Origin of the sequence: Chryseobacterium sp. KBW03 (assembly GCF_003852415.1) — a bacterium.
Taxonomy (GTDB): domain Bacteria; phylum Bacteroidota; class Bacteroidia; order Flavobacteriales; family Weeksellaceae; genus Chryseobacterium; species Chryseobacterium viscerum.
The window spans coordinates 533,737-546,888 of the sequence record NZ_QAJO01000004.1; the positions used below are offsets into that span (position 1 = coordinate 533,737).

Here is a 13,152-nt window from a genome sequence, read left to right on the forward strand (position 1 = left end):
TTTAATAAATAATTGTAAACCAATCCCCTATAAGAATCATCTAATTTTTTTTTATACCTTTGATAGTAAACTAAAAACCATCAGCCATGAAAAAGACTTATTTACTTTTGCTAATTTTCTTTTTAGCATCGTGCTCAAGCAGCAATAATGATACTCCTTTACCTGATAATAATGGAAACAACAATGATGGAACTCCTGTTCTGGTAACCAAAGTGATCACAAGCGGAGAGACATCAACCTATTCTTATAACGGATCGAAACTATTTCAGATCATTAATATCACCAAAGGAAACGTAACTACATTTACTTATACTAATGATTTGATTACTCAATCTGAAACCATTGGTCCGAATCCTCAGACGAACCAATATACTTATGATACTGATAAAAGGCTGATCAAATTAATAGCTTCGGGAGTTTCCTTCGGCACTTCATGGAGCTTAGAATCAGATTATACTTATAAACCCAATAACAGAGTAGAAATAAAATTCTACAAAAAATTTACACCTCCATTACAAAGAAGAAGGGGGTCAGTATCTGCAGTATTGAATACTGATGGCTCACTGAGCAGTTGGAATGGTAGTTTCGATAGAACTCTAAATGATAATCCAGGTGTAATAGCCACTTCTAAGTTAAAAACAGTAGAATACGATACAAAAAATTCTCCTTTTAAAAATATAACAGGATACCTAAAGATTATCGATTTGGAAAATAAAAACGGCTCTTCGCACAATACACTAAATTACGATCATATGATTAATTATGAATATCTACCCGCACCAACCGTAGAGGCTGAACGCACAGCATTCAAATCAGATTTCGAATATAATACCAGTGCTTACCCTATAAAAGAAACCCGAACAACTTACGCGAACTACAAGGGATCACCAACGACTATTAATATCAGTACTTTTGAATACAATCACTTATAAAAAAGAGAGCTAAAAGCTCTCTTTTTATAGAAGAAGATCGCGATATTAAAATTCATAAACACATTATAATCAATAACATATAAAAATAGGTTTTATATATTTTACAAATAAACAGTTTATTTTCATCAGCAATTCATTTTTTTGATATTTTTACTGCCTTAAATTAAAACCATGAAAAAAGCTTATTTACTTCTGCCAATTTTCTTTTTGGCATCCTGCTCTAGCAGTAATGATGATAACGAATCATCTAACAATAACGGGAACAACAATGATAATAGTCCGGTCTTAGTTACAAAAATGGTTGCTGACGGAGACACTTCAACGTACACTTACAATGGCTCGAAAATCTCTCAGATTAAAAACATCACCAATAGTGAAGTTACCCTATTCAGTTATTCAGGAGATCTGATTACTCAGCAGGTAACTACCGGTTCAAGCACCAGCTATAAAACCAATTATACCTATGATGGAAACAGCAGATTAAGCAAAAAAATATATGTTGAGAATAATCTTTCATCCGGAACTGTTTCTACAGTAGAAACCAATTATACCTATCTTTCCAGCAATAGTGTAAAAATTACCTATACTGCAAACTTTACAGGGTCTCCTGCTATGAGAACCGGTACGAAAATGGCAACATTAAATGCAGACGGCTCACTGAGCAGCTGGACTGAAACAGCATCAGTTCCTTCTAACACCGGAGGATTTCATAGTGCAACGGGATCTTTACAGCCTATCCAATACGATACTAAGAACGTTCCTTTTAAAAATATAACAGGATTTTTAAAAATTATTGATACCGAAGATGAAAACGGATCTACCCACAATATCCTAAGCTATAATAATCTCCTTAATTATAACAATGGTTCAGGAAGTGCTGAATGGGGAATCTTTAAGTCTACTTACGAATACAATACCAGCAATTATCCTACTAAAAATGTCAAAACTTATTATAATAAGACCGGCACAGGGGTAACGAACAGCGAATTGAATACTTACGAATACAATCATTTATAATAGAAAAGAGAGCTTAACGCTCTCTTTTTGTTTTCATTAACACCTATGTTAAATTTTTCCCAATCCATGGAATTATATAAATCATTTTGTATATTAGCTCTGAATCAAAACTAAAATTACCATGAAAAAATCAAACATTCAAAAGAGAAAATTAACCAAAAATGAGTTAAAAGAAATTAATGGTGGAGCACTTCCTCCCAGATGTCTCCGCGGATTCTGCACGCTTCCTGACTCAGGAGAGATGGTACCGGGCCTTGTGGGAAGAGATGGATTTTGCTGCTAATCAAAAATTAATACTCAAAAACTAATCAAACTAAAACTACCATGAAAAAATCAAACATTCAGAAAAGAAAACTAACAAAAAGCGAATTGAAGGAAATAAACGGAGGTAACGGACCTATCGCTTGCCCTGAAGGATTATGCAAAATAGGTGATGACCAATATGTTATCGGACCTGTAGGTAGAGACGGGTACTGCTGTTAATATCACGTAATCTTGTTAGATAAAATAAGGATTGAGGAAACCCCTCAATCTTTTTTTGTGAAATCATTTCTACACCAAAAAAAACATAACAATTTGAATAACAATCTTTTGAATTATATTTTTCCTTATCTTAGTGAAACCAAATTCAAATTATTATGAAAAATTCAAAAAATCAGAAAAGAAAGCTTAGTAAAAATGAGCTGAAAGAGATCAGCGGAGGGGCCAACAGACCTATCTGCCCAAGAGTAATAAGCTGTACAGATCCTAATACCGGAGAGGAAAGATCTGGAGTTCCCGGGATGCAGGATGGATTTTGCTGTTAACCAAGTTTATAATATTTAAACAAGGAAAATATGAAAGGTTCAAACATTCAGAAAAGGAAACTCACCAAAACTGAGCTGAAAGAAATCAACGGCGGGGCAGCCTGCGCAGAAGGTTTATGCAAACTGAGAGGAGTAAGCCACTTCCTGATCATTGGCCCAAGAGGTAAAGACGGCTATTGCTGTTAATTAAGCTTTAATTTTATAACAAAAAAAATGATTGGATTATTTTCCAATCATTTTTTTTATCGCGTTTAGCTTCATCAAAGCCTCAATTGGTGTCAAAGTATTGATATCTATTTTCGTCAGTTCCTCACGGATATTCTCCAGAACAGGATCATCCAGCTGGAAGAAAGAGAGCTGCATATTTTCCTCAGTCACTCTTTTGATACTCTCAGAAGTATTTCCTCCCTGGGTTCTGCTCGCTTCAAGTGTTTTAAGAATTTCATTCGCTCTGTTCACCACTTTGGAAGGCATCCCGGCTAGTTTTGCAACATGAATACCGAAACTGTGCTCACTTCCTCCTGGAACCAGCTTTCTCAGAAAAATAATATTTCCTTTGTTTTCCTGGATAGAAACGTGGAAATTTTTCACCCTCTCAAAGTTGATGGTCATTTCATTCAGCTCATGATAGTGGGTTGCAAACAGGGTCTTCGCCTGCGTTGGATGCTGATGAAGATATTCTGCAATAGCCCATGCGATAGAAACCCCGTCATAAGTGGAAGTTCCACGGCCGATTTCATCCAGTAAAATCAGGCTTCGTTCTGAAATATTATTCAGAATGTTCGCCGCTTCATTCATTTCTACCATGAAAGTAGACTCTCCTGCAGAAATATTATCTGTGGCCCCTACCCTTGTAAAAATCTTATCCAGCATTCCGATTTCAGCATGCTTTGCAGGCACAAAACTTCCGATCTGAGCCAAAAGACATACAATAGCCGTCTGTCGCAGAATTGCCGATTTACCGGCCATGTTCGGACCTGTAACCATAATGATCTGCTGAGAATCTTTATCCAGAAAAATATCATTCGGAATGTACTTTTCTCCTAAGGGAAGAGCATTCTCAATGATCGGGTGTCTGGCTTCTTTTAGATCGATCGCATAGCCGTTATTCAAAACAGGCTTTGTATAACTCTCAGAAACAGCCAGTTCAGATAAACCGGCAGCCACATCAAGTTGTGCAATGATATTGGAGTTCCCCTGGATCTGATCGATATAAATCATCGTTTCTGCACATAAATTCCTGTACAGTGAAGTTTCCAGAACGCCGATTTTTTCTTCGGCTCCCAGGATCTGGTTTTCATATTCCTTTAACTCTTCGGTAATATATCTTTCGGCATTCACCAGGGTCTGCTTTCTTACCCAGTCATCTGGAACTTTATCTTTATGGGTGTTTCGGACTTCAATATAGTATCCGAAAACGTTATTAAAATCAATTTTAAGACTTGAAATTCCCGTTCTTTCAATCTCTCTCTGGCACATATCATCCAGAAACCCGCGTCCTTTACTCTGCAGGTTTCTCAATCTGTCCAGCTCTTCAGAAATACCGGCTTTAATAATATTTCCTTTGGCAATGTTTACCGGAAGTTCTTCATTAAGATGATTTTCCAGGAATTTAATTAATTCTTCCAGATCAAATAACGGTTCCAGCCACGCCAGTACCCCTGCATGAGGATGCAATAACCCTTTGATTTTATGGATATTAATCAAACTTTGACGCAGGTATCCCAATTCTTTGGGTGAAATTTTTTCTGCAGCCAGTTTTCCCATTAATCTGTCAAGATCCGAAATCGATTTCAAAAGCTGGCAGATCTCATATTTCAGAGGTTCATTTTCGTTTAAGAAATCAATCAGAGAAAGTCTTCTCATAATCTCATCCACTGATTTTAAAGGAAGAATAATTCTTCTTCTCAATAATCTCCCTCCCATCGGAGTAGAAGTTTTGTCAATGATATCCAGCAGAGATTTTCCTTGTGGATTGCTTGGATAAACAATTTCCAGATTTCTCAGCGTAAAATTATCCATCATCAGATAATCTTCCTGTGGAATGATCTGAAGTTTTGTGATATGGGAAAGCAGATTATGATGAGTATCCTCCACCAGATAGGCAAAAATAGCCCCTGCTGCGGTGATTGCTAGTGGAAGACTCTCTACCCCAAATCCTTTTAAAGAATTGGTTTTAAAGTGACTCGTTAATTTTTCGTAGGCAAAATTATATTGGAAAGCCCAGTCTTCCAGTTTGAAAGCATTTTTATTTTTTATCTGCTCCGGAATCTGTGTGCTTCTCTGGAAAATAATCTCACTGGGATCAAAAGTATTGACAATATGCAACAGTTTTTCCAGAGTTCCTTCACTTACCAGAAACTCTCCTGTAGAGATATCTACTAAGGCCATTCCGTATTTCTCTTTTTCTTTGTGTAAAGAAAGAAGGAAATTATTCTTTTTTGAATTTAAAACCTGGTCATTGAAGGTAACACCGGGTGTAACCAACTCCGTAACGCCTCTTTTTACAATCCCTTTCACTGTTTTTGGGTCCTCCAGCTGATCGCAGATCGCCACCCTCATGCCTGCTCTTACCAATTTTGGAAGATAAGAATCTACAGAGTGATGTGGAAATCCGGCCAGCTCTATATGCCCATCACCATTGGCTCTTTTGGTAAGCACAATACCCAGAATCTGAGAAGTTCTGACAGCATCCTGCCCAAAAGTTTCATAAAAATCCCCAACTCTGAATAATAATAGCGCATCAGGGTATTTCGCCTTGATGGTATTGTACTGCGTCATTAACGGGGTTTCTTTCTTCGCTGCTTTTGCCATAGTAAAAAATGAGCCCCAAATTTAGAAAAATAAATTCAGGGTATGAGAATTGTTTATCAGTTAATCTTTTATACTTTTCTTTATCAGCAATTAATCGTATTTTCACCATCAAATCACATTATTCATGGAATTTCCTGTTTTAGAAACTGAAAGGCTTATTTTACGTCAGCTTACGTTTGATGATACCCAAGATTTGTTCGAGTATTTTTCTCTGGATGAAGTTATGGAATATTATGATCTGGATACCTTTAAAACAGAAGAGGATTCCCGACGTATTATTCAACATTTTAACAGTGAATTTGAAAAAGGAAAAGGTTTCAGATGGGCTCTGGAACTGAAATCTACTGGAAAAGTCATCGGAACCTGCGGTTACCACAACTGGTACAGAGAACACTTCCGGGCGGAAGTCGGCTATGAACTTAATCCCAAATTCTGGCAGCAATCTTATATGAAAGAAGCCATTCTCCCGATTCTGACCTACGGATTTGAAACAATGAGACTGCACCGTATAGATGCATTCATTGATCCCTCCAATATCTCTTCTGAAAGATTGTTATCTTCTTTAAATTTCAGCAAAGAAGGTACTTTAAAAGATTATTTTTTTGAAAAAGGGAAATTTGTAGATGCTACAATCTTTGGACTGATTAATAAATAAGCGGGAAGCACGAAGATGGAAGTTTCGATGGGTCGTTTTAAGTAATGGTTATCCTTTAAATAAAAATGAAATCCAGTAATACTAAGCTGTAAAGAGGCTTCCCTCCTCCAGCTTCCTTCTCCCCTTCCCTTTTATCTTCCTGCTTTCATATGTTTCTCCAATGCTTCTGAGCTCTTTTTATAGGCCCATTTCTGCTTATAATCCACCCATTTGGCTTTGAAAAGTTTACGCATGAGTTTATCTGTATATCTCATAATAAAAACGTGATACAGCATATTGGCAAAGACATTAGGCTTATTGGGAAGGGCTCTTAAAGAGAGCGAAAAACCGGGCTCCAGATATCTGTTGAAGTGCCAGAATGCCCCAGGAATAAAGAGCGCATCACCATGTTCCATGAAAATTTCATAGCCTTTCGCATATTTCAGGGCAGGAAACTTTTCATAATCCGGATTCTCATAATCCAGTTCATAAATGGTATGAACCGATAAGGGAACTTTATATAAAAACGGAGATTGCTTCTGGTCAAATAGCAGGATTCTTTTTTTTCCTTCAAAGTGGATATGCATAAAATCACCCAGATCCACATCATAATGCATTAAAACATGAGCTTCACTACCTCCGAAGAACAAAGTAGGCAGTCTTTTGAAAAACTTCATCCCCAAATCCGGATAGGTGAAATTTTTCAGCAGCTCAGGAAGTTTGTCTGTGATGATATAGAAAAAGATTCTCAGATCTGAAGGTTTACTTTTTATAGTATCAATATACTCCTTCATTTTCATACGGGTGACCGGAGCATCTGAGCTTTTCGCAGCATCAGCCGGCTTATTGTTGTACAACGGCACCTCCTGATCACCTGCTTTCTCCCGGATATATGACAGATTCCACTTTTCAAAAGCATCCCATCGGCTGGCGAAATTCTTGATTAAAAGAGGTTTCTGTTTTTTAAAATAGTTCTTCTGAAAATCTTCTTTACTGATATCATCTACAATATCTACGCTTTCGAGGATCATGTATTTTATATTTAGTGCGAACTAAAAATAGTCTTTTTTTGAAACCTGCAAAAATTTTAAAAGAAGAGATAAAGACTTACTTTAATAAATACAGCAGTATGGAAATGATTCCTCCCAAAAAAGTGACAGCACAGCCCGGAGAACTTTTGCTTCCCCTTCCTCTGCCACGGGTATTCACATAATGACCGCTTACCCAGGTTCCGTTTTTTTTGAAGTGTCCCTTTCTATAATAACCCATGTTCTAGTTTTTAAAGCAAAATAAAGAGGTCTTTCAGGATAAATTTTACGGTTTCCCATAAGTCAGCGCTAAATGAAAAAAAATTATATTTGTAGTAATAAGTCAACTTATGAGAGCCTACAATACCAAACATTTCATTAAAATCCTTTTCAGTTTACACAAAAGCGATACCTTAAAAATTCTTTTCCCGAGTATGGTTCTTGTAGGATTATATTCCTGGGGTATTCAGTATCTGGAGGTAGGATATTTCCATCTTACTTCAAAATCCGGAATCAGCAATGTGGGAATGATACATTCTCTGCTGGGTTTTGTTCTTTCTCTTTTACTGGTTTTCAGAACCAATACGGCCTATGACAGATGGTGGGAAGGCCGTAAACTTTGGGGGAAACTGGTAAACGACACCCGAAATTTTGCTATAAAGATCAATACCATTTTGGGGGACAACCGTCAGGATGCAGAACAAATTGCACGATATTTAAAGTTTTTTCCACACTTTTTAGCCAAACATCTTTCTAAAGAATCTACAAGACTGGCTTTGGATGAAGATTATTCTGAAATAGAAAATTCATTAAAAAATCATGGTCCGAGCGAGATGATTATTCTGATGAGCCATAAATTGAACTTATTAAAGAAGGAAGGTAAGATTTCAGAAATTGAAATGCTGTATTTAGACACTCAGCTTTCGGGGTTTCTGGATGTATGTGGAGGTTGTGAGAGAATCAAAAATACACCGATCCCCTATTCTTACTCCTCTTTCATCAAGAAATTTATTATCCTGTACGTTTTTGCACTGCCTATTGCTTATGTCATCACCATCGGTCTTTTTATGATCCCGCTTACCGTTTTTGTCTATTATGTATTGATGAGCCTTGAGCTTATTGCGGAAGAAATTGAAGACCCTTTCAATAATGATGAAAACGATATTCCTATGGAAGCATTGGCGCAGAATATTGAAAAAAATGTACATCAGATTATGAACAGAAAATAAAAAATCAAGCTTTTAAAGCTTGATTTCTTTTAATTCTCCGTCTTGTTTTATTTCTACAAACTTGCTTTCCCTGTTGGCCGCAGAATAACCGTAGAAAAATGTATTATATATAGGAGAGGAATACATATATCCCCCCATCCCATTATAGGTGTCTGTAGTCCCTGTCTGTTTCTGATAACTTGCTGTCGCTGTAAAATTGATAATCGTTTCAAGATAATATTTGCCCGGTTTCAGTTTTTCAAACTTAAATCTGCCGCGGTCATCCGTTAATGCCTCTACTCTATATTTAAAAGCCTCTTCAGACATATACACCGTATTTTTTTTGTTTTCATATTTCCTTCTCATGTCATAAAACTCTTCAAAATAAGGAGTCACCGGAAAGAGCATGATTACTGTTCCTTGCTTTGCATAATGTTTTTCCCCTAGCAAAGGTTTAATGCCCAGGGCTGTTTTCTGCTTGGTAGAAGCCACCCCTTCAATGGTAGAATTACCGAATCCAAGCATGTCACGGGCCATTTTTTTGTCAAAAAAGGCTTGAGGATAATACGTATTTTGTGCTCCCAGGTACACAAACCCCATCATCAGTATGAATAATGTGAATAATTTTTTCATAGTATATTTTTGAGTCAAATATAAGTATTTTACTATTTTTGAAATAAAAATAGCTATGAAGTACATGTTTCTATTGTTTTTTTCCGCTTCTGCTATCGTTATGGCACAGAAACCTTGTGGATATAAAGACGGATTACAAGAGGGATCTTGTAAAGAATTCTATGATAACGGACAGGTAAAAAATACCGTGGAATGGAAAAAAGGGAAAGTGGATGGCGATGCCGTTTTTTATTACGACAGCGGAAAAGTACAGTCAAAAGGAGAATACAAAAAGGGATTCAAAGTAAAAGAATGGTCCTATTTTGATAAGAACGGAGTACTCACGTCTAAAGAAGCTTTTAGAAATGGGGAAAAGAATGTTTATGACAACAGTCTTACGGCTACTTTTTATTCTCCTGCAGGTAAAATAACTGAAATTTCGAATTATAAATTCAATAAATTACAGGGTGAAAGCAAAACCTTTCATGAAGACGGAAAATCGTTGAAAGATATCGGGCAGTATGACAACGGCCTTGCTACCGGAAAATGGAAAGCGTTTTATCCATCTGGAAAACTACAGCGTGAGACGGAGCTTGCCAACGACAAAAGAAATGGCAACAGGATTCATTACCGTGAAGACGGAAGCATAGAAAAGACCGAGGTCTATAAAGAAGGAAAATTAATCTCAACAAAATAATACAATTGGTACAGAAACTAAAACTGGAAGAACTTAACAGAATAGATGTAGAAACATTTAAAAAGGTTGAAAAAATTCCGTTGGTCATCATTTTAGACAATATCAGAAGTATGCACAATGTAGGTGCAGCTTTCAGAACGGCAGATGCCTTTTTAATTGAAAAAATCATTCTTTGCGGGATTACCCCCCAGCCTCCTCATCGTGAAATTCATAAAGCGGCACTGGGAGCTACGGAAAGTGTAGACTGGTCTCATGAATCAGACACCAATACGGCCATTGCTGATCTGAAAAGCAAAGGGTACGACATCATCGGAATTGAGCAGACGACCAGCAGCAGGCTTATTACTGATTTTACGATTGACAGATCGAAGAAATATGCCCTGATTTTAGGAAACGAAGTAGAAGGAATCAGTGATGAAGTACTGCCTAATATTGATGTATTCTTAGAAATTCCGCAGCTTGGAACCAAACATTCTCTTAATGTAAGTGTATGTGCTGGAATTGTGATGTGGGAATTTGCAAAAGCTTTAAAATAAAAAAACTGCATATGTCCTTAGTAGACAGTGCAGTTTGAAATAAATCTAATAAAAAGTAAAAATGAAAGGCGACAAAGGTACTTTTTTTTTCTTTACTATCAAATTTTGATGGCATTTTTTTTGTTCCATCTTAAAAAAAGTGGTGTTTTCAGAAAAAGTTTCATTTAATTTTTTATAAATTAGCACAATGTTTATCAAGGACTATATCTCTAAAGACTTTCCGTGTTTTAGCCTGTCTGACTCTATAGAGTCGGCCAGAAACATATTGGAAGATTTCGGATATTCCCATGTTTTCATCAAAAAATCCCATCACTTCTACGGAGCTATTGCAATGGACTTTCTGTATGAAGAAGAGGGCGGAACCCTGAAGGACCTGGAGCACCAGATTGAGCGCTTTGCTATTTTGGAAGACAATAATATTATGGACAGTATCCGTCTGTTTTATACATTCAGTTCCAACGTGATTCCGGTGATTAATAAGAATGAAAAATATCTGGGATATATTACCTGTGAAGATATCTTTCAGGACCTTTCCCGTTATCCTTTATTTTCAGAATCAGGAGCTATTCTTACCGTAGAAACTCCCGCCAGAAAATATTCAATGACGGAAATTGCCAGTATTGTAGAAACCAATAATGCTAAATTCTACGGTGGGTTTATAAGTTTCATGTCTGATGAGGTGATCCATGTGACCATAAAAATCAGTAGTGAAAATCTGGCCTCGATAGACTCAACTTTTGACCGGTACGACTACAGAATTGTTGAAAAATACTATTCTGATGAGAAATCCGATCTGTTTAAAGACCGTTTTGGTTTTTTACAAAAATTCATAGAAATATAACATGAAGGCAGCCATATATTCTCAGAAAAAAGATCTTGATACTTTTTTATATTTAAGCAAGTTTATCTCTGAACTTGAAGCCAGAGATGTAAAATCTGTTCTATATGATGAAATGGCTGAAGCACTTCAGTTTTCAAAAATCTTCGAAACATTCAACTGTAAACAGGATCTTCTGGATAAAGAAGTAGATCTGTTTTTCACTTTTGGCGGAGACGGAACGATCGTAAACTCATTAACATTCATTGAGGATCTTGAAATTCCTGTTGTAGGAGTGAATACGGGAAGACTTGGGTTTTTAGCCTTTTTCACAAAAGAAGAAGCCTTTAAAGAACTGGATTCCATCTTAAAAGGAGATGTAAAAACAAGCCGCCGTTCTGTCATTGAAGTCGTATCTCCCAATCTGGAAGGTTTTTTTCCTTATGCATTGAACGATGTCACTGTTTCCAGAAAAGAAACCACCTCCATGATTACGGTAGATTCTTATATCAATGATGAGTTTTTGAATGTATTCTGGGGTGATGGTGTGATCATTTCAACACCTACCGGTTCTACTGCCTACTCTTTGAGCTGTGGTGGACCGATCATTTCTCCGAACAACGAAAATTTTGTCATCACTCCTATTGCCCCTCACAATCTGAATGTGAGACCATTGGTGGTAAATGATAAAGTAGAAATAAAATTCAGGGTAGAAAGCCGTGTACCCCAATACTCCCTTTCTTTGGATTCCCGATTGATCCATATCGAAACTGATAAGGAAATTATTATCAAAAAGGCGGGATTCCAGCTTCTTCTGGTACAGCCCAACGGTTTGAGTTTCTATGAAACCATCCGTCAGAAGCTACTTTGGGGCAGGGATAAAAGAAATTAGTAATTTCTTAAAAATGATTACCTTTACACAAAATTAAAACACCTAATAAATTTATAATAAAAAGTAAAACATGAGCAGAATTTTTCCGGCAGGAGTTGCCACAGGTCAGCTAGTTACTGATATCTTTCAGTATGCTAAAGAAAACAAATTTGCATTACCTGCAGTAAACGTAATTGGATCAAGCAACATCAATGCTGTGATGGAAACTGCAGCGAAATTGAACGCTCCTGTAATTATTCAGTTTTCAAATGGTGGGGCTGCATTCAACGCAGGGAAAGGATTAAACAATGACGGACAAAAAGCTGCCATCTTAGGATCTATTGCTGGTGCAAAACATATTCACACTCTTGCTGAAGCATACGGAGCAACAGTAATTCTACACACAGACCACTGTGCAAAGAAATTACTTCCTTGGATCGACGGATTGATGGATGCTAACGAAGAATTCTTCAAGCAGACAGGAAAATCTCTTTACTCTTCTCACATGCTGGACCTTTCTGAAGAATCTTTAGAAGAAAATCTTGAGATTTCAGCTCAATATTTCGAAAGAATGGCAAAACTTCAGATGACTCTTGAAGTAGAAATCGGAGTTACTGGTGGTGAAGAAGATGGTGTTGACAACTCAGACGTTGATAACTCTAAATTATATACTCAGCCTGAAGATATAGCGTATACTTATGAAAAATTAAAAGCTATTTCTGACAACTTTACTATTGCTGCTGCATTCGGTAACGTACACGGAGTTTACAAGCCAGGAAACGTAGTTCTTACACCAAAAATCCTTGACAATTCTCAGAAATATGTTCAGGAAAAATTCGGAACGGCAGCGAAACCTGTTAATTTTGTATTCCACGGAGGTTCAGGATCTACTTTAGAAGAGATCAGAGAGGCTATCGACTATGGAGTAATTAAAATGAATATCGATACTGACCTTCAGTTTGCATATACAGAAGGCGTTAGAGATTATATGGTAAACAATATTGAGTATTTAAGAACTCAAATCGGAAACCCTGAAGGAGAAGAAAAACCTAACAAAAAATTCTATGACCCAAGAGTTTGGGTAAGAAAAGGTGAAGACACATTCTCTACAAGATTGGTGAAAGCATTTGAAGATTTAAATAACGTAAATACTTTAAAATAAGAACTGTACATTTGTACC

At 36.7% G+C, this 13,152-nt stretch carries 17 protein-coding genes; 13 read left to right on the forward strand and 4 right to left on the reverse strand.

The window, feature by feature from the left end; all coding sequences use genetic code 11:
- The first annotated feature begins 86 nt into the window (after positions 1 to 86).
- The 6 genes from DBR39_RS10415 (at position 87) to DBR39_RS24240 (ending at position 2,941) form a co-directional block, all read left to right on the forward strand.
- A complete protein-coding gene (locus DBR39_RS10415) occupies positions 87 to 932 on the forward strand; it encodes a hypothetical protein (RefSeq protein WP_124532838.1) in 846 nt (281 codons plus the stop codon).
- 171 nt (positions 933 to 1,103) lie between these two features.
- Complete coding sequence (locus tag DBR39_RS10420) at positions 1,104 to 1,949, forward strand: hypothetical protein (RefSeq protein ID WP_124532840.1); 846 nt, start codon at positions 1,104 to 1,106, stop codon at positions 1,947 to 1,949.
- Between the two features lie 121 nt (positions 1,950 to 2,070).
- Positions 2,071 to 2,232 carry a bacteriocin gene (locus tag DBR39_RS10425; RefSeq protein ID WP_124532841.1) on the forward strand — a complete coding sequence of 54 codons (162 nt, stop codon included), beginning with the start codon at positions 2,071 to 2,073 and terminating at the stop codon, positions 2,230 to 2,232.
- 41 nt (positions 2,233 to 2,273) lie between these two features.
- Positions 2,274 to 2,432 carry a hypothetical protein gene (locus DBR39_RS24235; protein WP_185147169.1) on the forward strand — a complete coding sequence of 53 codons (159 nt, stop codon included), beginning with the start codon at positions 2,274 to 2,276 and terminating at the stop codon, positions 2,430 to 2,432.
- A 155-nt stretch (positions 2,433 to 2,587) separates the two neighbouring features.
- The gene (locus DBR39_RS10430; protein ID WP_109737854.1) at positions 2,588 to 2,755 is read left to right on the forward strand and encodes a bacteriocin; all 168 of its coding nucleotides are present in this window, start codon (positions 2,588 to 2,590) and stop codon (positions 2,753 to 2,755) included.
- A 30-nt stretch (positions 2,756 to 2,785) separates the two neighbouring features.
- Positions 2,786 to 2,941: a hypothetical protein gene (locus DBR39_RS24240; protein ID WP_185147170.1), complete on the forward strand. Its 156-nt coding sequence runs from the start codon at positions 2,786 to 2,788 to the stop codon at positions 2,939 to 2,941.
- A gap of 36 nt (positions 2,942 to 2,977) precedes the next feature.
- Here DBR39_RS24240 and mutS read toward each other — a convergent pair whose 3' ends face one another.
- Positions 2,978 to 5,569 (reverse strand): DNA mismatch repair protein MutS, encoded by a 2,592-nt coding sequence (mutS, locus tag DBR39_RS10435; RefSeq protein ID WP_124532843.1) that lies wholly within the window; start codon positions 5,567 to 5,569, stop codon positions 2,978 to 2,980.
- A 124-nt stretch (positions 5,570 to 5,693) separates the two neighbouring features.
- Between mutS and DBR39_RS10440 the strand changes: the two genes are divergently transcribed.
- Positions 5,694 to 6,224, forward strand: coding sequence for a GNAT family N-acetyltransferase (locus DBR39_RS10440; protein WP_124532845.1), 531 nt, complete (start codon positions 5,694 to 5,696; stop codon positions 6,222 to 6,224).
- 131 nt (positions 6,225 to 6,355) lie between these two features.
- Here DBR39_RS10440 and DBR39_RS10445 read toward each other — a convergent pair whose 3' ends face one another.
- Entirely contained in the window at positions 6,356 to 7,234 is an 879-nt protein-coding gene (locus tag DBR39_RS10445) for a cupin-like domain-containing protein (protein ID WP_124532847.1), read from the reverse strand.
- A gap of 76 nt (positions 7,235 to 7,310) precedes the next feature.
- Entirely contained in the window at positions 7,311 to 7,472 is a 162-nt protein-coding gene (locus DBR39_RS24245; protein ID WP_185147171.1) for a hypothetical protein, read from the reverse strand.
- Positions 7,473 to 7,581: 109 nt separating this feature from the next.
- On the opposite strand from DBR39_RS24245, the gene DBR39_RS10450 reads away from it, so the two are divergent.
- Positions 7,582 to 8,460, forward strand: coding sequence for a bestrophin family protein (locus DBR39_RS10450; RefSeq protein ID WP_124532849.1), 879 nt, complete (start codon positions 7,582 to 7,584; stop codon positions 8,458 to 8,460).
- Between the two features lie 12 nt (positions 8,461 to 8,472).
- Here the strand turns inward: DBR39_RS10450 and DBR39_RS10455 are convergent, their stop codons facing one another.
- Positions 8,473 to 9,072 (reverse strand): hypothetical protein, encoded by a 600-nt coding sequence (locus DBR39_RS10455; RefSeq protein ID WP_124532851.1) that lies wholly within the window; start codon positions 9,070 to 9,072, stop codon positions 8,473 to 8,475.
- 64 nt (positions 9,073 to 9,136) lie between these two features.
- On the opposite strand from DBR39_RS10455, the gene DBR39_RS10460 reads away from it, so the two are divergent.
- The 5 genes from DBR39_RS10460 to fbaA all read left to right on the forward strand — a co-directional run bounded on the left by DBR39_RS10460 (position 9,137) and on the right by fbaA (position 13,134).
- The gene (locus DBR39_RS10460; RefSeq protein ID WP_228447817.1) at positions 9,137 to 9,748 is read left to right on the forward strand and encodes a toxin-antitoxin system YwqK family antitoxin; all 612 of its coding nucleotides are present in this window, start codon (positions 9,137 to 9,139) and stop codon (positions 9,746 to 9,748) included.
- 5 nt (positions 9,749 to 9,753) lie between these two features.
- Positions 9,754 to 10,284, forward strand: coding sequence for an RNA methyltransferase (locus tag DBR39_RS10465; RefSeq protein WP_124532853.1), 531 nt, complete (start codon positions 9,754 to 9,756; stop codon positions 10,282 to 10,284).
- Between the two features lie 187 nt (positions 10,285 to 10,471).
- The gene (locus tag DBR39_RS10470; protein WP_124532855.1) at positions 10,472 to 11,125 is read left to right on the forward strand and encodes a CBS domain-containing protein; all 654 of its coding nucleotides are present in this window, start codon (positions 10,472 to 10,474) and stop codon (positions 11,123 to 11,125) included.
- A gap of 1 nt (position 11,126) precedes the next feature.
- On the forward strand, positions 11,127 to 11,993 hold the full coding sequence (locus DBR39_RS10475; protein ID WP_124532857.1) for an NAD kinase: 867 nt from the start codon (positions 11,127 to 11,129) through the stop codon (positions 11,991 to 11,993).
- A 70-nt stretch (positions 11,994 to 12,063) separates the two neighbouring features.
- Positions 12,064 to 13,134 (forward strand): class II fructose-bisphosphate aldolase, encoded by a 1,071-nt coding sequence (gene fbaA, locus DBR39_RS10480; RefSeq protein WP_124532859.1) that lies wholly within the window; start codon positions 12,064 to 12,066, stop codon positions 13,132 to 13,134.
- Positions 13,135 to 13,152: the final 18 nt, after the last annotated feature.

Excerpts from the sequence above, each read along its gene's own strand:
- DBR39_RS10415 (WP_124532838.1), top strand. The coding sequence starts at position 87 with ATGAAAAAGACTTATTTACTTTTGCTAATTTTCTTTTTAGCATCGTGC.
- DBR39_RS10420 (WP_124532840.1), top strand. The coding sequence starts at position 1,104 with ATGAAAAAAGCTTATTTACTTCTGCCAATTTTCTTTTTGGCATCCTGC.
- DBR39_RS10425 (WP_124532841.1), top strand. The coding sequence starts at position 2,071 with ATGAAAAAATCAAACATTCAAAAGAGAAAATTAACCAAAAATGAGTTA.
- DBR39_RS24235 (WP_185147169.1), top strand. The coding sequence starts at position 2,274 with ATGAAAAAATCAAACATTCAGAAAAGAAAACTAACAAAAAGCGAATTG.
- DBR39_RS10430 (WP_109737854.1), top strand. The coding sequence starts at position 2,588 with ATGAAAAATTCAAAAAATCAGAAAAGAAAGCTTAGTAAAAATGAGCTG.
- DBR39_RS24240 (WP_185147170.1), top strand. The coding sequence starts at position 2,786 with ATGAAAGGTTCAAACATTCAGAAAAGGAAACTCACCAAAACTGAGCTG.
- mutS (WP_124532843.1), bottom strand. The coding sequence starts at position 5,569 with ATGGCAAAAGCAGCGAAGAAAGAAACCCCGTTAATGACGCAGTACAAT.
- DBR39_RS10440 (WP_124532845.1), top strand. The coding sequence starts at position 5,694 with ATGGAATTTCCTGTTTTAGAAACTGAAAGGCTTATTTTACGTCAGCTT.
- DBR39_RS10445 (WP_124532847.1), bottom strand. The coding sequence starts at position 7,234 with ATGATCCTCGAAAGCGTAGATATTGTAGATGATATCAGTAAAGAAGAT.
- DBR39_RS24245 (WP_185147171.1), bottom strand. The coding sequence starts at position 7,472 with ATGGGTTATTATAGAAAGGGACACTTCAAAAAAAACGGAACCTGGGTA.
- DBR39_RS10450 (WP_124532849.1), top strand. The coding sequence starts at position 7,582 with ATGAGAGCCTACAATACCAAACATTTCATTAAAATCCTTTTCAGTTTA.
- DBR39_RS10455 (WP_124532851.1), bottom strand. The coding sequence starts at position 9,072 with ATGAAAAAATTATTCACATTATTCATACTGATGATGGGGTTTGTGTAC.
- DBR39_RS10460 (WP_228447817.1), top strand. The coding sequence starts at position 9,137 with ATGTTTCTATTGTTTTTTTCCGCTTCTGCTATCGTTATGGCACAGAAA.
- DBR39_RS10470 (WP_124532855.1), top strand. The coding sequence starts at position 10,472 with ATGTTTATCAAGGACTATATCTCTAAAGACTTTCCGTGTTTTAGCCTG.
- DBR39_RS10475 (WP_124532857.1), top strand. The coding sequence starts at position 11,127 with ATGAAGGCAGCCATATATTCTCAGAAAAAAGATCTTGATACTTTTTTA.
- fbaA (WP_124532859.1), top strand. The coding sequence starts at position 12,064 with ATGAGCAGAATTTTTCCGGCAGGAGTTGCCACAGGTCAGCTAGTTACT.